At 64.0% G+C, this 18,925-nt stretch carries 16 protein-coding genes, 1 tRNA gene and 1 pseudogene; 13 read left to right on the forward strand and 5 right to left on the reverse strand.

Annotated features, from left to right (window positions below; translation table 11 throughout):
• Nucleotides 1-859: 859 nt before the first annotated feature.
• Nucleotides 860-1,036, reverse strand: coding sequence for a hypothetical protein (locus ASG86_RS20530; RefSeq protein WP_156386174.1), 177 nt, complete (start codon nt 1,034-1,036; stop codon nt 860-862).
• A gap of 143 nt (nt 1,037-1,179) precedes the next feature.
• Nucleotides 1,180-1,262, reverse strand: a tRNA-Leu gene (locus tag ASG86_RS11140).
• A 168-nt stretch (nt 1,263-1,430) separates the two neighbouring features.
• Between ASG86_RS11140 and ASG86_RS11145 the strand changes: the two genes are divergently transcribed.
• Both ASG86_RS11145 and ASG86_RS11150 read left to right on the forward strand, forming a co-directional pair.
• Nucleotides 1,431-2,735 (forward strand): M20/M25/M40 family metallo-hydrolase, encoded by a 1,305-nt coding sequence (locus ASG86_RS11145; protein WP_056333871.1) that lies wholly within the window; start codon nt 1,431-1,433, stop codon nt 2,733-2,735.
• 12 nt (nt 2,736-2,747) lie between these two features.
• Complete coding sequence (locus ASG86_RS11150) at nt 2,748-3,908, forward strand: acyl-CoA dehydrogenase family protein (protein WP_056333874.1); 1,161 nt, start codon at nt 2,748-2,750, stop codon at nt 3,906-3,908.
• 23 nt (nt 3,909-3,931) lie between these two features.
• Here the strand turns inward: ASG86_RS11150 and ASG86_RS11155 are convergent, their stop codons facing one another.
• Nucleotides 3,932-4,165 (reverse strand): DUF5703 family protein, encoded by a 234-nt coding sequence (locus ASG86_RS11155; RefSeq protein ID WP_018771130.1) that lies wholly within the window; start codon nt 4,163-4,165, stop codon nt 3,932-3,934.
• Nucleotides 4,166-4,205: 40 nt separating this feature from the next.
• Between ASG86_RS11155 and ASG86_RS11160 the strand changes: the two genes are divergently transcribed.
• Nucleotides 4,206-4,472, forward strand: a complete 267-nt coding sequence (locus ASG86_RS11160) for a hypothetical protein (protein WP_056333876.1) — start codon at nt 4,206-4,208, stop codon at nt 4,470-4,472.
• A gap of 25 nt (nt 4,473-4,497) precedes the next feature.
• Here the strand turns inward: ASG86_RS11160 and ASG86_RS11165 are convergent, their stop codons facing one another.
• A complete protein-coding gene (locus tag ASG86_RS11165) occupies nt 4,498-5,430 on the reverse strand; it encodes an aldo/keto reductase (RefSeq protein ID WP_056333879.1) in 933 nt (310 codons plus the stop codon).
• A gap of 51 nt (nt 5,431-5,481) precedes the next feature.
• Here ASG86_RS11165 and ASG86_RS11170 point away from each other — a divergent pair, with 51 nt between their 5' ends.
• The 7 genes and pseudogenes from ASG86_RS11170 (at nt 5,482) to ASG86_RS11195 (ending at nt 14,364) form a co-directional block, all read left to right on the forward strand.
• Entirely contained in the window at nt 5,482-6,315 is an 834-nt protein-coding gene (locus tag ASG86_RS11170; protein WP_056333882.1) for an undecaprenyl-diphosphate phosphatase, read from the forward strand.
• A 15-nt stretch (nt 6,316-6,330) separates the two neighbouring features.
• Nucleotides 6,331-7,608: a cysteine--1-D-myo-inosityl 2-amino-2-deoxy-alpha-D-glucopyranoside ligase gene (mshC, locus tag ASG86_RS11175; RefSeq protein WP_056333885.1), complete on the forward strand. Its 1,278-nt coding sequence runs from the start codon at nt 6,331-6,333 to the stop codon at nt 7,606-7,608.
• Nucleotides 7,574-8,044 carry a transposase gene (locus ASG86_RS21210; RefSeq protein ID WP_082566762.1) on the forward strand — a complete coding sequence of 157 codons (471 nt, stop codon included), beginning with the start codon at nt 7,574-7,576 and terminating at the stop codon, nt 8,042-8,044. The genes mshC and ASG86_RS21210 overlap by 35 nt, the downstream gene beginning before the upstream one ends.
• A 587-nt stretch (nt 8,045-8,631) precedes the next feature.
• Nucleotides 8,632-9,636: a hypothetical protein gene (locus ASG86_RS11180; RefSeq protein WP_056333888.1), complete on the forward strand. Its 1,005-nt coding sequence runs from the start codon at nt 8,632-8,634 to the stop codon at nt 9,634-9,636.
• Nucleotides 9,581-12,898, forward strand: coding sequence for an RHS repeat-associated core domain-containing protein (locus tag ASG86_RS11185; protein ID WP_056333891.1), 3,318 nt, complete (start codon nt 9,581-9,583; stop codon nt 12,896-12,898). The genes ASG86_RS11180 and ASG86_RS11185 overlap by 56 nt, the downstream gene beginning before the upstream one ends.
• Nucleotides 12,899-12,974: 76 nt before the next feature.
• Nucleotides 12,975-13,403 (forward strand): hypothetical protein, encoded by a 429-nt coding sequence (locus tag ASG86_RS20540; protein ID WP_156386175.1) that lies wholly within the window; start codon nt 12,975-12,977, stop codon nt 13,401-13,403.
• A 408-nt stretch (nt 13,404-13,811) separates the two neighbouring features.
• Nucleotides 13,812-14,364 (forward strand): annotated as a pseudogene (locus tag ASG86_RS11195) (recombinase family protein).
• Nucleotides 14,365-14,721: 357 nt separating this feature from the next.
• Here ASG86_RS11195 and ASG86_RS11200 read toward each other — a convergent pair.
• A complete protein-coding gene (locus ASG86_RS11200) occupies nt 14,722-15,627 on the reverse strand; it encodes a PAC2 family protein (RefSeq protein ID WP_056333897.1) in 906 nt (301 codons plus the stop codon).
• Nucleotides 15,628-15,826: 199 nt separating this feature from the next.
• Between ASG86_RS11200 and ASG86_RS11205 the strand changes: the two genes are divergently transcribed.
• The 3 genes from ASG86_RS11205 (at nt 15,827) to ASG86_RS11215 (ending at nt 18,860) form a co-directional block, all read left to right on the forward strand.
• Nucleotides 15,827-16,510 carry an HAD family hydrolase gene (locus ASG86_RS11205; protein ID WP_440151918.1) on the forward strand — a complete coding sequence of 228 codons (684 nt, stop codon included), beginning with the start codon at nt 15,827-15,829 and terminating at the stop codon, nt 16,508-16,510.
• A complete protein-coding gene (locus tag ASG86_RS11210) occupies nt 16,503-17,702 on the forward strand; it encodes a site-2 protease family protein (RefSeq protein WP_056334033.1) in 1,200 nt (399 codons plus the stop codon). Before ASG86_RS11205 ends, ASG86_RS11210 begins: the two co-directional genes overlap by 8 nt.
• A 93-nt stretch (nt 17,703-17,795) precedes the next feature.
• A complete protein-coding gene (locus tag ASG86_RS11215) occupies nt 17,796-18,860 on the forward strand; it encodes a tRNA (adenine-N1)-methyltransferase (protein WP_056333904.1) in 1,065 nt (354 codons plus the stop codon).
• Nucleotides 18,861-18,925: the final 65 nt, after the last annotated feature.

Below are 18,925 nucleotides of genomic sequence, written 5' to 3' on the forward strand. Positions count from 1 at the left end.
ATCCTGGATCCCTCGCCGGACAGCTTAACTTTATGGGAGACAACGGGGACACCGCCCTTTCAACTTGGTGGAGAAGCGGAGCCGACCACGGGTGAGGGCCTAAACCGGTCACACGGACTCCGGCGACTGCCCCGGTCCGGGGCCTATCACCCGGGCTTGGCAGGGAGAGGTGCGCGGAAACGTAGCCTTGCTGAAGCATGATGACCTGGGACGTGGTTCCCGGACAGTCAGCTGTGAGCTCGACCGGCCAGAGGGTGACCGTGGGATGCTCCTGCCGGATAAAGATGGTGGCGCTGGCGGCACCGACGCAGGCAGCAGTAACCGTGTACTGGCCCGCAACTGGCACCTGTTCCCTGCCCCCAAAGCCCCTGGCCGGGCCATCCATTGGACCCTCCTGGAAGAGGAGGACCGGCCCGGGCACGGCTTTCAGGAGTGCGTCCAGGTCCTGGTAATTTCTTGCCTCGCGCTGAAGAACCAGAGGATCAGCGGGTCCTGTGGCTGATTCCGTGATCAGTGACGGGTCAGTTGTCGCAGGGCGGCCGCGTTCGGCTGTCGGCGTGCTCGCCGGATCCGGATAGTCATAGGCGCACCCCGTCGTGGCGGCTATCGGCACCAGAAGGCACAGCGTAACGGCCAGGCGGGCGCCGAGGCCTTTCTTGTCCATGCTTTCCATGGTCGCCACGCCCGCGATTCAAAGCAACAGCCGTGGCGGTCGCCCAAGCCGGCCATGTGATGGCTTCTCCCACCGCCCGGGCCAGCACCTGGAACCTTGACTCCGGGTCCTGCTCGCTGCGTGGTTTGGTGATTGCGGGCGCTCTCCCGGACGGTCCGCCTCAGCTCCGCGGCATCCGGCACCCACCTAAATTTGGGTAACCCTCTCATTGGAGTTGAGGTTCTCCATGGTCCGGAGAGCGCTCCTGGGGTCGGCCGGCGGCCGGCTCCGGGCTTTGACCAAGGCAATCAGTAAGGTCAGGATGGTGCCCATCCAGGCAATCGCGGCCAGGAGCACCAGTCCGATCGCCACTAAGGGGTTCATGCCGAAAGCCTAGGACTTAAAAGGCGGGAATCCGGGACGCAACTCCGCACCGTCCCATACATGCATGCTTGGAACCAGGCCACACATGGCTCGTGATACAAGAAAGCCCCGGAAAATCAGTGATTTTCCGGGGCTTCCGTTTGTGCGCGGAGGGGGACTTGAACCCCCACCCCCTTTCGAGGACTAGCACCTCAAGCTAGCGCGTCTGCCATTCCGCCACCCGCGCAGGTGGTAATTCGGGAAGGCGTCCCGCCTTTCAGCGTTTCGCGCCTCTCCGAAGCAGCGAGAAAAACTCTAACATGACTTTCCGGGAACAACGAATCGAGGCGAGTAGGTAGGCTGAGGACAGCGATTCAGCTCGTGCCAAGCAGTCATTCCCATCAAGGAGCCTCCAATGCCTGACGTCCTGCCCGAGGATGAAGTTGTCCGGATCTGCCAGGAACTCATCCGGATCGACACCTCCAACTACGGCGACGGGTCAGGGCCGGGGGAGCGTGCCGCGGCAGAGTATGCCGCAGGACTCATTGAGGAAGTGGGCCTGGAAGCGGAGATCTTCGAATCCGCCCCCGGCAGGGCCAACGTTGTCACCAGGATGGCAGGGGAAGACCCCTCCGCCAGTGCCCTGGTGGTCCACGGCCACCTTGACGTCGTTCCCGCCCTGCGCGACCAGTGGTCTGTGGACCCGTTCGGTGCGGAACTGAAGGATGGCCTCATCTGGGGCCGCGGCGCCGTCGACATGAAGGACATGGACGCCATGATCCTTTCAGTCCTGCGGAACTTCGCCCGGGAAGGCAGGAAGCCCAAGCGGGACATCATCTTTGCGTTCTTCGCTGACGAGGAAGCCGGCGGCGTCTACGGCGCGCGCTATGCCGTGGACAACCGCCCGGAACTTTTCGAAGGTGCCACCGAGGCCATCTCCGAGGTGGGCGGATTCTCCGCAACTATTGGCGGGCAGCGGACCTACCTGCTGCAGACGGCGGAGAAGGGCATTTCCTGGCTCCGGCTCGTTGCCCACGGGCGGGCAGGCCACGGCTCGCAGATCAACACGGACAACGCCGTGACCCGCCTGGCAGCCGCCGTAACGCGCATCGGTGAATACAAGTGGCCCATCGAGCTCACGCCCACCACCCGGCAGTTCCTTGACGGAGTGACAGAACTCACGGGCGTCGAGTTCGACGCCGACAATCCTGACCTCCTGCTCGACCAGCTTGGCACCGTGGCCCGGTTCGTCGGGGCCACCTTGCAGAACACCACGAACCCGACGCTCCTCAAGGGCGGCTACAAGCACAATGTCATCCCCGAGTCTGCCGAGGCCCTGGTTGATTGCCGCACCCTGCCCGGCCAGGAACAGCAGGTCCTCGAAATCGTGCGCGAACTCGCCGGCAACGGAGTGGACGTCAGCTATGTCCACAACGACGTCTCCCTCGAGGTCCCGTTCGCAGGCAACCTGGTGGACTCTATGATCGATGCCCTGCACAAAGAGGACCCCGGCGCAAAAGTGCTGCCCTACACGCTGTCCGGCGGTACGGACAACAAGTCGCTCAGCCGGCTGGGCATCACCGGCTACGGCTTCGCACCCCTCATGCTCCCGGACGAGCTGGACTTCACCGGCATGTTCCACGGCGTGGACGAGCGTGTGCCCGCGGACTCCCTCAAGTTCGGCGCCCGGGTGCTGAACACGCTGCTCACCAACTACTAAGAGGGATCTACCGTGACTCCAGAGGACCTGCTGCCGGATGAGCTCCTGGAGCGCATCCGGGGCCGCGCCGCAGGGTACGACCAGGTCAACGCCTTTTTCCACGAGGACCTGCGGGAGCTTGCGGCGGCAGGGTACCTGAAGCTTTTCGTGCCAGCGTCCGACGGCGGCCCGGGCCTTGGGCTCGAAGCGGCGGCGCAGTGCCAGCGCAGGCTGGCAACGGCCGCCCCGGCCACCGCGCTGGCCGTCAACATGCACCTGGTGTGGACCGGCGTCGCGCACGTCCTCGCAGCCCGCGGCGACCACTCCCTGGCCTTCGTCCTCAAGGAAGCCGCCCAGGGCGAACTCTTCGCGTTTGGCAACTCGGAGGCGGGCAACGACTCAGTCCTCTTTGACTCACGGACGGTGGCCACGCCGGATCCGGATGGCAGCTACTCGTTCACCGGGACCAAGATCTTCACCAGCCTCTCGCCGGCCTGGACCCGGTTGGGAATTTTCGGGAAGGATGCTGCTGCGCGTGACGGGGCCGGGGAGCTCGTCCACGGGTTCATCAGCCGTGAAACGCCCGGCTACCGGATCCTGGACGACTGGGACACCCTGGGCATGCGGGCCAGCCAGTCCGCCACTACGGTCCTTGACGGCGTGACAGTCCCGCCGGACCGGATCTTCCGGAAGCTGCCTGTCGGCCCCAACGCCGACCCGCTGATCTTCGCGATCTTCGCGTGCTTCGAAAGCCTCCTGGCCGCCGTCTACACCGGGCTGGGTGAACGCGCACTGGCCGTGGGCGTGGAGGCGGTCAAGCGCCGCACCTCGTTCAAGAACGGTGGACGCAGCTACGCACAGGCCCCGGACATCCGCTGGAAAGTGGCGGACGCTGCCATGGCCATGGACACCCTGTACCCGCAGCTCCGGTCAGTCACGGCCGACGTCGACGCCCTGGCCGACCACGGGGCCCAATGGTTCCCCAAACTGGTGGGGCTGAAAGTGAATGCCACCGAAACGGCGCGGCGCGTGGTGGACCTCGCCATCCGCGTCAGCGGGGGATCGAGCTACTTCAGGGGCTCCGAGCTGGAGCGGCTCTACCGGGACGTGCTCGCGGGAATGTTCCACCCCTCCGACGACGAATCCGCACACAACACCGTGGCCAACGCCTGGCTGGGCCCGCTGGAAAATTAGAGGGTCCGCTGGACTGTCATTCCCTAGACGGTCCGCTGGACCTGCATCACGCGGCGCCGGAGCCAAAAGCGCCTGCCGCCGCCCACGTAGAGCTTGCTGCGTTCCAATTCCCACTTGCCGTATTCGGAGTGTTCCACCAGGCGCCGGCGTGCCTCCGGCAGGGAGTCATCAGGGCTGACGGTCAGTACGAGGTACTCGTACTGCCGCAAATAATCCCGCTCCCGCTGGACCGAGCTGGTGAGAAATTGTTCCTTCATTTGCTCTCCATTTTCGTCCTTTTCCGGCTAACGTGAAGTCATGAGCATCGATCCGCGTGTCGCGCTTTCGTCCCTGACCACCGCTTTGGAAGAACACCTTATAGCAGCATCGAACCGCCGCGGGGACGGTGACCCCTCAGTGGAGTCAGCTTTCTTCGCCGTTGCCGATGCCTTCGAAGTTTACGAGGACGCGCTCTACGAGGCCTACAACGAGGTCACTCCGTTGCAGGTCTTTGACGACGAGGACGAAGAGGACGAAGAAGCCGACGTGGATGAGGACGAGGACCTGGAAATCGTCGAGGAATAGCAGCCCCGGTCGAATGCGGCCGGCTCTAAAAGGCGGAAACATCCTCCAGGGCGCGCGCAATCTGCGGCGGCAGCGGCGCGGGCTGGACGTCGAGGATCTCCTTCAACTGCACAGGTGTGCGGGCGCCCACAATGGCGGTGGCAACTCCCTGCTGTGACAGCAGCCATGACAGCGAGACATCCTGCGGGCTCCGGCCCAGGCCGTTGGCCGCCATGCACACGGCATCAACGATGCGCGATGGCTTCTCCTCCAGGTAAGGCTCCACATAGGCCGCTTCGCTGGCCGACGCCGCGCGTGATCCTCCGGGAATGCCGCCCCGGTATTTCCCGGTAAGGACACCCCTGCCCAGCGGAGCCCAGGCCATCAGGCCCATCCCGGCGTCCTCGGCTGCCGGGATCAGTTCCGCCTCTGCAGTCCGCTCAAGGAAGGAATATTCGGCCTGGACAGCCACCAACGGCACACTGCTGGTGGCCGCGGCCTTCGCCGCCTGCCAGCCCTTGAAGTTCGAAATTCCGGCGTACCGCGCCCGCCCGGTCCGTACCGCGAATTCCAGCGCAGCCAGCGTTTCATCGAGGGGAACATTGCCATCCCACGCCTCGGCAAACCAGAGGTCTACATAGTCGGTGCCCAACCTGGCCAGGCTCGCGTCAAGTCCGGTGAGCATTGCGTTGCGTGACGTGTCCACCGCACGGCGCCCGTCCGGCGTCGTCATCCCCGCTTTGGTGGAGATGGAAATCTCAGTCCGGGACACAACATCACCCAGGAGCGAGCCAAGGATCGCCTCCGAGCCCCCGCCCGCGTAGGACGCCGAGGTGTCCACGTGCCGGCCGCCGGCGTCAAGGAAAGTACGCAGCAGCTCGGACGCGTCCTGTTCATCAGTTTCCCCGCCCCAGGACCGGGTGCCCAGGGAGAGGGCAGAGACTCGCAATCCACTGTTCCCCACGTAACGCTGCTGCATAGCAGCAAGCTTACGGGCAGATGCCCTCCTGCCATGCCGTAGGGTCTTAGCGTGAACTGGTTTGAAGCGGCCCTGCTGGGCCTAGTGCAGGGACTGACCGAATTTCTACCTATTTCATCGAGCGCACACCTGCGGATCGTGGGGGAGTTCCTCCCCAACGCGGAGGACCCGGGCGCGGCGTTTACGGCCATCACCCAGCTCGGCACTGAGACCGCCGTCCTGATCTTTTTCTGGCGCGACATCGTGCGCATCGTCAAAGCCTGGGCAGGTTCCCTCAGGGGCAGGGTGCCGCGGCACGATCCCGATGCCCGCATGGGCTGGCTGGTGATCCTGGGCAGCCTTCCCATCATCGTGCTGGGCCTGCTTTTCCAGGACCAAATCGAATCCGTGCTCCGCAGCATGTGGATCGTGGCCACCATGCTGATCGTCTTCGGACTCTTCCTCGCTGTGGCCGACGCCGTGGGCACCCAGAAACGGGACCTTACCCACCTGACCTACAAGCACGGCATCCTCTACGGGCTGGCGCAGGCCCTGGCCCTGATTCCCGGCGTCTCCCGTTCCGGGGGCACCATCACCGCCGGCCTGCTGATGGGGTACACCCGTGAAGCTGCGGCGCGGTACTCATTCCTGCTCGCCATCCCCGCGGTCTTCGGCAGCGGGCTCTACCAGCTGTACAAGGTGGTGACCAAGGAGGGCATCTCCGGTCCGTTTGGCCTGCCGGAAACCGCCCTCGCCACCGTCATCGCACTGGTAGTGGGCTACGTCATCATTGGCTGGTTCCTGAAGTTCGTGTCCACCCGCAGCTACCGGCTTTTTGTCTGGTACCGGATCTTCCTGGGACTGGCCCTGTACCTCCTGCTCGGTTTCGGGGTCATCAGCGCCTAGGACTAGGCTTGGCTTGTGAAATCCTGGACTTCCCGCCCCGTTCCTGCCCTGCCCGGAAACATGCCCGCCCTGCAGCTGTTCGATACTGCGGCAGGCCGCGAAGTGGCGCTGGAACGGGAAGCCAGGCCATCCATGTACGTCTGCGGCATCACGCCATACGATGCAACCCACATGGGCCACGCCGCCAGTTATGTGGCCTTTGACCTGTTGAACCGCGCGTGGCGCGACGCCGGCGGCGACGTCTCCTACGTCCAGAACGTGACGGATGTGGATGACCCCCTGCTGGAACGCGCCACCGCCACCGGCGTCGACTGGCGGGACCTCGCCGCCGAACAGGTGCAGCTCTTCCAGACAGACATGGAGGCCCTGAATGTGCTGGCGCCGGACCACTATGTGGGCGCGGTCGAATCCATCGGCCTGATTGTGCCCGAGGTGGAAAGGCTGGTCAGCCTGGGCCTCGCGTATCGGGTCGCCGGCACCAACGGGGAACCCGACGGAGATGTCTATTACGACGTCGAAGCGGCCGGCAAGCAGTCAACGGCACCGGACGCCTGGGCCCTGGGATGCATTTCCCACCTTGGTGAAAGCGAAATGCTGGAGCTTTTCGCCGAGCGTGGCGGGGACCCCGGCCGTGCCGGGAAGCGGCAGGCCCTTGATCCGCTGCTGTGGCGAGTGGAACGGCAGGGCGAGCCGAGCTGGCCCGGTGGCAGCCTGGGCGCAGGCAGGCCCGGCTGGCATATCGAGTGCACCGTCATTGCCCAGAAGTACCTGCCGTCGCCCTTCACGGTGCAGGGTGGCGGTTCGGACCTGATCTTCCCGCACCACGAGATGGGGGCCGGCCATGCCTACTCCCTGGCGGAGGTGCCGCTTGCCCGGCACTACGCGCATGCGGGGATGGTAGGGCTCGACGGGGAGAAGATGAGCAAATCCAAGGGCAACCTGGTGCTGGTCTCCAAGCTTCGCGCCGCCGGTGAAGACCCGGCAGCCATCCGCCTCGCAATCCTTGCCCACCACTACCGGTCCGACTGGTCGTGGACGGACGAAGGCTTCACTGCTGCCAAGGCGGACCTGGCAGCCTGGCGGAAGGCGCTCGACCACGCTCCGGAAGGTTCGGGCCAGGCCCTGCTGGCCGAAATGCGTGAGGCACTGGCGGCGGACCTCAACGCGCCGGCAGCGGTTGGCGCTGTCTCGCGCTGGGCACGGTCCGCGAACGACGGCGGTGCTGCTGCCAGCCCCGCAGACCGCGCCCTGGTTAAGGATGCGGTGGACGCCCTCCTGGGCATCCGGCTCTAAGGCATCGGGCTCCAGGGCTTCGACGCCCCCGGGAGGAAGCAGTTCGGTTGGCGCGCCGCGTTCTGGAAGTGACCACTCAGCTGGCTGTGAACCAGAAGCGCATGACAGATTTGATCCAGCAAAGCCCCGCTGCACCGTTGTTGGAGATGGTGGGCGCCGGGGCTGTCACGGTCGCTACTGCGTGACAGTCTGGTCGCGTCCGGGAAGGGTTCGCAGTGAAGCTGCCTTCGCCTCCCTGGCCGGGGTGAGTCCCTTGCCAGCTTCGAGCGGTAACACTGTCCGGCACAGGCTCAACCGGGGCGGTGATAGGCGCCTCAATCGGGCCTTGCACACCATCACGATGACACGGATGGTCCACGATCCCGGAACAGGGACTACGTCACCAAACGCACTCAAGAAGGCCGCAGCTACCCGCGAGGTCCGGAGGTCCCTCTAGCGTTACATCGCCCGAACCCTCTACCGCCAACTCAACACCCTGTACGCCACCGCGGAACCGGCCCCATCCCACACTGCCGGGGCAGCCCCTTGCCTGGAACAGGAGCACACCTAGCGCATCACCTAGGATTCTCGGCCCCGTGCGAGGGAGTCCTCCGAACTTCCAGGCATTGCTAAGCCAGTGCAACGCGCCAGTATACGAAAGCTAGGCACGGTTCTCTGGAACGATGAGGGGCCCTTCCGCAGGTTTGTCCAAGGTTTTGATCAGGATCGTTGCCGCTTGGAGTTGGGTGGGTTTAGCGTCGGGGCATCACTCGTTGGGGGGGGTCGGGCTTTCGGGAACTGGGGATTGCCGCGGATCTGTTCGTAGAAAGTTCGTGGGGGATGTCTACTGTTCAGGGCTCGATTCGTTCTGCCGTTTTTAGGCCTGTCTCGGTTGGTTTTCTCGCCATCAGGGCTGCCATCACCGCTGTTGTTGCTTTCGGCATTACGATCGCTGGGCTGAGTGCGCCCGCTTTCGCCGTTCCTGAGATTGCGGGTTCTGCCCCTGTTGCTCCAGCCTCTGTGCAGGCTCCATCGTTGGCTCCCATGCAGTCGACTCCTTCGGTGCAGGCGGGCGTGTTCGTGCCGGTGCAGGGCCGGGTTGTGGATACGAGGACAGGGTTGGGCGGGATCACGGGGCCGTTGACGCCCGATACCTGGTACCCGTTCCAGATCCTGGGGGCCGGTGGTGTCCCCACCACGGGTGTGGACGCTGTGCTGGTGTCATTGACGGTGGTGAACAGTACCGGTGCCAGTGCCGCGCAGGTGGTCCCCAATACGGGGAGGCAGCGCGAGACGACCGTGCTGTTTTCAGGGACGGGAGACACTGTTTCCAATTCCGCCATTGTCGCAGTGGGAACGGACGGGAAGCTTGCCCTGATTGCCTCCACGTCGCAGCAGTTCATGGTGGACGTGCAGGGTTATTTCACGGCGGGGGACACCCCCGCGCCGGGCGGTTTCGTCTCGGTCCCGACCTCCAGGGTGATCGATACCCGTGACGGTACCGGCTATCCTGCAGGTCTCTGGACGGGCACGGGAGTGAAGAGCCTGACTTTAAAGGGCAAAGGCGGGGTCCCGGACACGGCGACGGCTGTTTTCGCGAACATCACTGTCGTGAGCACTGACACTACTGCCGACCCTATTCTTGAGACGCTTCCCGGGGGTGGCTTCGACGCCGGCGGTGGAGCTGGGACATCGGTGAACTTCCGGAGAAATGAGACCACAGCAGTGGCAGCGGTGTTGAACCTCAACTCTGCCGGTGTGGTGGATATCAAGCACTACGCGTACGCCGTTGGTGTGCACGTGATTGTCGATATCCAGGGCTACTTCGATGGGCAGGTATCGAACAGCGCCTTCACTACCGTGGAATCCAGGCTCTACGATTCAAGACTGACGAGCAGCCCGATCCCGGCCTATGGCAGGATCGAGGTTCAGATCGCCGGGGGTCGGCGGCCTGCCCGCTGCGTCGACGAATCTTGCAGGTGTCGTCTTGAATGTGACCCCGCAGAACTCGGTAGGGGTCGGGTTCCTGCGGGTCTGGCCTGCGGATGAGCCCGAGCCGAACCTGAGCACTGTGAACTACTCCGCGGATCCGGTCTCGAACAATGTGGTGGTCCGGCCCAGTGCGATCACGGGGACGGTGAAGATCTACAACGAGGGCGCCAGCCCGGTGCACGTCGTGATTGATTCGCAGGGCTGGTTCAGCAACGCGAACCTCCTGCCCCCGGTCACGGTGAACGGGACGGAGTCAGGGTCGCGCGGCAAGGCCTCGATGGTTTCGCACACCCTGACCGACTCGGCCAAACTCGCTATCAACCCGACCAGCGGCAACACGGTGCTGACCGGACGGCTCTTCAGTATCAGGGGTGTCGGGCAGGACATGAACGTCGCATGGCGATACAACTCGAAGTACGACCACCGCCCAACCTTGTCCATGGGCCGGCTGGAAACAGCCCTACGAACCGATCCCGCAACGGGGAACATGATCTACACGGCCCCGGACGGTGGCTGGTACACCTTCGCGAACACTGGAGGCGTGTACGCGATGGCGCCGGAGCTGAACGCGTCCCTGACGAAAATCTCCACCACTGAGTATTGGCTGCGGTTAAACGACAGCGGGATCACCAACGTCTACCAGGACGACGGGACCAACTTCGCCCTGGTCCGGTCCGTCGATGCGAACAGCACGAACCCGAACACCGTGACCTATACATACGGCAACGGCCGGCTGACGCAGACGACCGACACCCAGGGCCGGACAGCCTCTTACGTCTACAACGACACGAGGAACCTTAACCAGCCCTCCGCGATCACGGACAACTCACTGAACCGCACCGTGAGCATCGAATACGGCGGAGGTGAGGGACGGATGTCCAAGATCACCGACGCCACCGGCGCCATAACCACGTTCGCCTACACCAACGGGAAACTGAGCTCCTTCACCGACGGCCGCACGAACATCACCGCCCTCGCCTACGCCACGGACGGGTGGGTCAACACCATCACCTACGGGCAAGGATCAGCCGCGGCCGCGACCTGGACCTTGACGCACAACACAGACGGAAGCCTGTCCTACCTGGCCGACCCGAACAGCAAACAAACCACCTACACCCTGGACGCGAGCAAAACCCGCGTCCTGACGAGCACCGACCCGAACGGGAACAATTCCTCGGCCACCTTTGACGGCCACGACAACCGGCTGACCATCACCAATGGTCTGGGCCAGACCACCTCCGCGGCGTACAACGCCACTAATTCCCTGACGAAGATCACCTCCCCGCTGGCCGGTTCCACGGGCACCGGCGGGGATGTGTCCTTCACCTACCCCACGGCGGTCGGGGACCCGCTGCTGAACTACCGCCCTGACACTTCCACGACCAGTGAGGGCAACACCAGCACCATCCAGTACGACCCGAACACCAAAAACCCGTCGGCGATCCTGACCCCTGACAACCTCGGAGGCACACCCCGGAAGTACTACCAGGGGGACGCTGCAGGGACGATCTGTGGCGCCAAGCCCGGGTCACTATGCCGCTCCACGGACGGGAACGGCAACCAAACAACCTACAACTACGACGCGGCTGGAAACCCGGCCACGGTCGCCCCGCCCGCCCCGCTCGGGGCCACGACGTACACCTATGACGCGGCAGGCAGGGTCACCACAGCCAAGGATGGCAAGAACCAGACCGCGACCTTCACCTACGACAACAACGACCGGATCACCCAGATCCGCTACGCCGCGACTTGCGTTCCGGCGACCTGCGTCACCTACACCTATGACAACGCCGGGAACCTCACCACCAGGGTCGATGCAGCCGGCACCACCACGTACACGTGGGACGCCCAGAACCGGCCCACCGGCAAGACCATCGGCGGGGTCACCACCACCGTCACCTACGACGGGGCATCGAACGTCCTGACTTACGTCGACCCGCTCGGGACCGTGACGTACCGGTATGACGGGGCGAATCGGCTGACTGCCCTGGCCGAACCTGGCGGCTCCTGCCCAGCCACTCTGGTGTTCCCGAACGGCACCAAATGCACGGGCTTCGACTACGACAAAGCCAACCGCCGTACCGGCACCAAATACCCTAACGGGGTCAGGAACACCACCACCTACGACGGTGCAGGCAAGATCACGGCCATCACCGCGACCAACACCGGCAACACGGTCTTGGCCAAGCGGGCCTACACCTACACCCTCAACGGTACGAAAGACGGTGCGCAGCGCAAGACCATGACCACCGACACCGGAGCGGTCACCACCTACGGATACGACAAACTCAACCGGCTCACCTCCGCTGTCACCGGCACGGTTACCGAATTCTGGACCTACGACGCCAACAGCAACCGACTCACCGCCGCCAAGACCGGGACCGCCACCAGCTATTCCACCCACAACGCCGCGGACCAGCTCTGCTGGTACGGACCCACCAACGGGAACTGCTCCACCCCGACCACGGGAGCCACCAAGTACTCCTATGACGCGAACGGCAACTTCATCGATGGCGGCTCCGCCTCAAACCTGACCTACAACGTCTTCAACCAATTCACAGCCGGCACGAACGGCTCCACGGTAACGAACTACACCTACGCCGGAACCCGAAACGACGAACGCCTCACCGCCGGCAGCACCTCGTTCCTGAACGGCTCTCTGGGCGTCACCCAGCAGACCAGGACAAGCGGGACCACTTCGTTCATCCCGGACCCCGGAGGTACGCTGATCAGCATGCGCACCAGCGGCGGGGCAAGCTACTACTACACCACCGACGCTCTCGGCTCGACCATCCTGCTCACCGACAGCGCCCAAGCCAAAGCCGCCACCTACAGCTACGACTCCTGGGGAGAAGACACCGGCACCACCGGAACCAGTGCCGCCACCAACCCCTGGACCTACGCCGGCGGCTACAACGACACCACCAGCAACCGCATCAAATTCGGAGCCCGCTACTACCACCCCGCCCGCGGCCGCTTCACCCAACCCGACCCCTCCGGACAAGAACAAAACCGATACGCCTATGCTCAAGCAAATCCCTGCAATATGACGGATCCGACTGGCCTGGATGCTGCCGACGATTGCGTGCAACAAAAAATCACCAATGGCTTCTTCCGAGGCATGGCCATTGGTGCACTGGTAGGAGCCGTCATGGGTGCAGCTGCGGGCGCTTCAAGCGCAAATCCAGTCGGCGTCCTATTCGGGCTGGCAGGTGGAGCTGTGGCAGGCGCTGTTATCGGGGGTAGTCGGATGGCAATGACATCAATTGTTTATGGGAATTTTATTTGCCGCACGCCAGGGTTCGAGTGGGCGCGCTGAAATGCCAAACTTTTTCGATGCTGTTACTGTTCGCGCCGAGGCTCCATCCATACCTGTTTGGGGATTTCCTTTCCTGATGGTCCTCGCAATCTGCCTCCTCGTAGTAATTATTCTAGGCCCGGTTATGGCTACACGAACGAGGAAGTCGAAGGCGATAGCTGCGAAAGCTGGTATTGAATACAGGGGTGTTGAAGCGCATAAGTCATTCCGCGTCAATATCGAACCTGATGCTGTCACCGATCGAATTCGCTCGGTAGTTCACAGCAACGGCAGATTCAGTCGGATGGAGGAGGGGCCCATAGGACTGCGAGTCTATGTGCGGGGCAACTTTTGGACGTGGGGGGAAGTCATAGAAGTGAGGCTTATGGAGGACGCCGAGGGCACTGTGGCGCAGGCGAGTTGTCGGCCTAGGCTGAAAACGACACTGTTTGACTACGGTCAGAACGGCAAGGATCTTGCCTTGTTTATTGAATTAGTTCAAAAGAGTCTACCGGCGCATAAGTAGAAGGTGTTCGTCCACGATGATTCCTGCTGATTGCGTGAGGATTGGAAAGTTGGTTGGGCGAAGTACCAGGACTGTGCGGCTTTCGGAGTATGTGTCCTAGCATCAGTTGGCGTGTCGATCATATCTAGGAATTGAGAAACTTGGTTTCCTACCCCTTGCTGACGCCTGGATGATCGCCCGGTCGGAAGTGACCGGGTTTGTGGCACGGCTCTCCAGGTCGGTCTGAAGTTTCCAACTCTTGTCCGGAAAACTACAGCATTTCAAGACACTGGCCCCGGGTCTCGAGAGGGCCAGCGACGGCCGCGCCAGCAGTCGGAATAGCCGCGTACCCGTCGTCTCGTAAAGGCGTCTCGCGGTAAATCGTCTCGCCGCAGGTGCATCGGGGCTTTTTCGAGTCAGAATTGCCGTGTGAGGCTACTGGGTTACACCCGCGTCAGTACTTCCAGCCAAGACGCCCAGCTCCAGCTGGATGCGTTGGTCGCTGCCGGTGTGCAAAAACGCGATGTCTTCGCTGACGTGACGTCCGGAAGCAAGACGGCGATTGAGCGGCCCGGAATGAAGAGGCTCCTCGAGTATGCCGAGGAGGGTGACACCGTTGTTGTGTGGCGGGTCGACCGGCTGGGCCGGTCGCTCATCGACGTGCTGAACACGGTGGCCCTGCTGCCCGGCCGCGGTGTTCAGGTCCTTTCCATCTCCGATGGCATCGACCCGGCAACCTCGACCGGCCGGCTAATGCTGAACATGCTCGCAACTCTTGCCGAGTATGAACGCGAGCTCATCGTCGAGCGCGTCAATGTCGGCATCGCCGCAGCACGCCAGAACGGCACACGCTTCGGCCGACCCGGCCGTCATCGCGGACAAACTCGCGATCGCCCGGGACGCCCGCGCCAAAGGCCGCACCGCCGAGGACGCTGCCCGTCTCGTTGTCTGGAGCAGCGCAACGCTCTACCGCCACCAGTAAGCCCGCGCCGCACGCCAGAGCACCACAACCTAGACCGAAAAACCACGCGCTGCTCGAAGACTCCGCTTTCCGGCCTCATTTGGCCAGCGCCCAGGTCTACTGCACCGTCCTCGCTTCGCTCGGGCTGTAAAAGCGCTTTTCTGTTTTCTGCTGCTGTCCTGCGGATCGCACGTGCCCGCTTCGCCGGGCACAGCTCCGCAATGCTCCGGCAGCACGCAAAAAACGCCCGGGGGAGAGGGCGAGCCGGTGGTCAGCACCCGCGCCCACTTTCCACCCGCTTGACAAACATAGAAGCGTCGGGGGCGGGGCCAGGATTTCTCTCGGCCCCGCCTCCTTCCTGTTAACGTCTCTCCCGCGTCAGGGCCGGTCCTGGCCCCGCCGCTTCAAGTAGCGCTCAAACTCGCGGGCAATGGACTCCCCGCTGGCCTCGGGCAGGTCGGCGGTGTCCTTGGCTTCCTCCAGTTGGCGTACGTAGGCGGCAATTTCCGGGTCCTCGGTGGCCAATTCGTCCACGCCACGCTCCCAGGCGTCCGCTTCCTCCGCCAGCTCCTGGGTATCCAGCGGCACCTGCAGGAGCTCCTCGATGCGGTGCAGGAGGGCGAGCTGTGCCTTGGGCGAGGGCGCCTGTGCCACATAGTGCGGCACCGCGGCCCACAGCGATACGGTCGGTATTCCGGCCAGCAGCGCCACCTCGGACAGGACCCCCACGATGCCCACGGGGCCTTCGTACTGTGACGCTTCCAGGTTCATGCGTTCCCGAAGCTGGGCATCATCGGATGACGTGCTGACCGGGATGGGGCGGCTGTGCGGGACATCGGCCAGCAGCGCCCCCACCAGCACCACGTAGTCCACGTTCAGAGCCTCCGCATGGACCAGCAGCTCAGCGGTGTAGGCGCGCCACTTATAGGACGGCTCGGTCCCCTGAACGAAGATCACATCCACATTGGAGTTGGGCGCGCTGGCCTTATAGATTCTCGTGGAGGGCCATTTGATCTTGCGTTCACCGGCAGCGTTCCTGCGGACGGTGGGGCGCGTAAACTGGAAGTCGTAATACTCATCGGCATCGATCGATGCCACCTTCTTGCCACCCCACAACTTGTTCAGGTACCGCAGCGAATCGCTGGCCGCTTCTCCGGCGTCGTTCCACCCCTCGAAGGCGGCAAGCATTACGGTTACGCGCTGTCCGTCAGCCACCGGCTGCAGGAACCGTTCCCGCTCGGGTCCGGCACCTTGTTCGGCGGTGTCTCCCTCGAAGCTATTCATTTCTTCACCCTACGTCCAAGGTGGACACTCGCGCATGGAATGAAGCGCCGCAAAACGCCGGTAAACGGCGCAAAGTGCACCAGGCCTGCTTCATATTCGCCAAGGGCGTAGCCCACAGCCTCCGCCCAGCCCCGCCCCGTAGACTGGCTGCATGCGAAATCCTGCCGCCGGTTCCCCGCTCAAAGCCGTCCTCTGGGACATGGACGGGACCATCGTGGACACCGAGCCATACTGGATCGCCGCCGAGCATGCCTTGGTGGAAGCCCATGGCGGGACCTGGAGCCATGACCAGGCAATGCAACTGGTGGGCCAGTCACTGACGTTCTCCGCGGGCCTGCTCCAGCAGGCCGGCGTCGAGCTCGGAATCCGCGAGATCATCGATTCCCTGACGGCCCAGGTCATCAGCAGCGTCCAGCAGCAGGTGCCATGGCGACCGGGCGCCCGTGAACTCCTCGAGGAACTGCACCTGGCCGGCGTGCGCTGCGCCCTGGTCACCATGTCCGAGGGGCCGCTGGCCCGGGAAGTGGTGGCCAGCCTGCCCCGCCCCTACTTTGAAGTCCTGGTCACCGGCGACACTGTTACCCAAGGCAAGCCACACCCGGAGGCGTACCTGACCGCCGTCGAAATGCTGCAGGAACGCGACCCTGATCTCGGAATCCACCACTGCGTAGCCCTTGAGGATTCCGTCCCCGGCGTTGCCGCGGCCGTCGCCTCCGGCGTCACCACCGTGGCTGTTCCGCACATCGTTCCATTGCCGGACGACGGCAGGTATGCGCTTTGGGACTCGCTGTCCGGCCGCGGCCTGGTAGAGCTCGAAGCCCTGCTGTTGGAGGCGGGGGCAACCCGGCCCGCCGCCGCGGCCGTCGGTGACTCCCGTGGCTGAACCGGGCACTCAACAGGGTACGGAACCCGGAACCCCGGCCACGACAGGGCGACGTGAAGGGATCCCGCTGGGACGCATTGCCGGCGTTCCGGTCGTTCTTGCCTACTCGTGGTTCGTGATCGCAGCCTTCACAGTCATCGCCTACGGGCCAGTTCTGGCGCGGAACAATCCCATGCTCGGCATGAGCGCCTATATCGTGGCGTTCGCGTACGCCGTCCTGCTCCTGATTTCCGTGCTGGTGCACGAACTCGCCCACGCCCTCACCGCCAAAATCTACGGATGGCCCACGCAAAAAATCGTCCTCAACCTCTGGGGCGGGCACACGCAATTCGAAAGCTTCACAGCTTCGCCCGGCCGGTCCGTACTGGTGGCGCTGGCCGGCCCGGCAGCCAATTTCTTCCTCGCCGGCGGGGCCTGGCTGCTGCTGGGCACCAACAGCCTGGGAAGTGTCGCGGAGATCCTGACCAACATCTTCATGTGGGCCAATTTCCTGATCGCCGTCTTCAACGTCCTGCCAGGCCTGCCGCTGGACGGTGGCCGCCTGGTCGAGTCCATCGTATGGAAGGCCACCGGCAGCCAGGCGAAAGGAACCGTGGCCGCCGGCTGGGGCGGGCGCATCATCGTCCTGGCGATTGCCTACTGGTTCCTCCTTCGCCCGTACCTCGCCGGCGAGGAGCCGGACTTCAGCCTCCTCATGATCACGGTGCTGGTGGGCGGATTCCTCTGGATGGGTGCCTCTGCTTCCATCCAGCAGGGCACGCTGCGGGCACGGCTCCCACTGGTCAGCGCAGCGGGATTGTCGACGCCGGCCGTGGGCATACCTGCCAGTGGCACCGTCCGCGAGGCCCTCCGCCTGGCGGCTGCCGGAACAAAGTCCGTGGTGGTGTGCGCGCCCGACGGCCGGCCGCAGGGCGTTGTGGACCCCGGTGCGCTGGCATCGGTGCCCGGGGCAGCCGCTGATTCAACCCCCGTCACCGCTATTTCTTTTCCCCTGGCTGCCGGCGCCTATGTCCCCGAATGGTCCAAAGGGCAGGAGCTGATCCAGTTCCTATCGCAGGTTGAGGGACGCCACTATGCAGTGGTGGACCACAACGGCGGGGTCACCGGGCTGCTGACCCAGGACGTTGTCCTGGCGGCCATCACCGGAAAGAGGCAGCGCAACGATAAGCACCCGCAGGGGCAGAACCGGTAGAGTTACCTGCCGGTCGTGCATTGCCGCCGCAAAGCCCCGGTTTCCCTGGGACTTTGGCTGCGGCACAAAGGGTTTACAGGAGCGAGGAACATCATGAGCAGCGAAACTGCGGTCAACGACGCCACGGGAGCAGCGCAGGCCGGTGCTCCAGCCGGCGGCTCGCAGCCGGTGGGAGCTGCACGTCGCCGCGGCCCCTTCCGCGAAGGCGAGCGTGTCCAGCTCACCGACGAACGCGGCCGCATGAATACCATCACGCTTGAGCGCGGGGGCGCCTTCCACACCCACCGGGGCTTCCTCAACCACGACGAGATCATCGGCAAGGTGGACGGCTCCGTTGTGGTGAACAATGTTGGCCAGCAGTACCAGACCCTCCGCCCGTTGCTCTCCGACTTCGTGCTGTCCATGCCTCGCGGTGCCGCCGTCGTGTATCCCAAGGATGCAGGGCAGATCGTCACCATGGCGGATATCTTCCCCGGCGCACGCGTGGTGGAGGCAGGCGTCGGCTCCGGCGCCCTGTCCATCTCCCTGCTCCGCGCCGTGGGCGACCACGGCTACCTGCACTCCTTCGAGCGGCGCGAAGAGTTCGCCGACATCGCCCGTGGAAATGTGGAGACCATTTTCGGCGGCCCGCACCCTGCCTGGCAGATTTCCCTCGGCGACTTCCAGGAGGAAGTGGTCAAGGCTGAAGAGCCCGGCTCCGTGGACCGCGTGGTCCTGGACATGCTGGCACCCTGGGAATGCCTCGACGCCGTCGCCACCGTCCTTGCCCCCGGCGGCGTCTGGATCAATTACGTAGCAACCGTCACACAGCTCTCCCGAACGGCCGAAGCCATCCGTGCGGACGGCCGCTTCACTGAACCCGACGCCTGGGAATCGCTGGTCCGCGGATGGCACCTGGAAGGGCTGGCGGTCCGGCCGGACCACCGCATGGTGGCCCACACCGGATTCCTGCTGGTCACCCGGCGTCTCGCCGACGGCGTCACCGGCATCTCGGTCAAGCGCCGGCCGTCCAAGACCGAATTCAACGAAGAGGACGTCAATGCCTGGACTCCCGGCGCAGTAGGGGAGCGGGCAGTATCTGACAAGAAGCTGCGGCGCGCGGCCCGGGACGCCATCGCGGGAACGAACGTGGTGGACACGCCCGAGGTTACGAACTAGTCCACATTTCGGGAGTCTCCATCCCTACCCGGCATCTTGGGACTAATGTCTTTAAGAGAAGCGCA

The organism is Arthrobacter sp. Soil764 (assembly GCF_001428075.1).
In the GTDB taxonomy this organism is placed as follows: domain Bacteria; phylum Actinomycetota; class Actinomycetes; order Actinomycetales; family Micrococcaceae; genus Arthrobacter.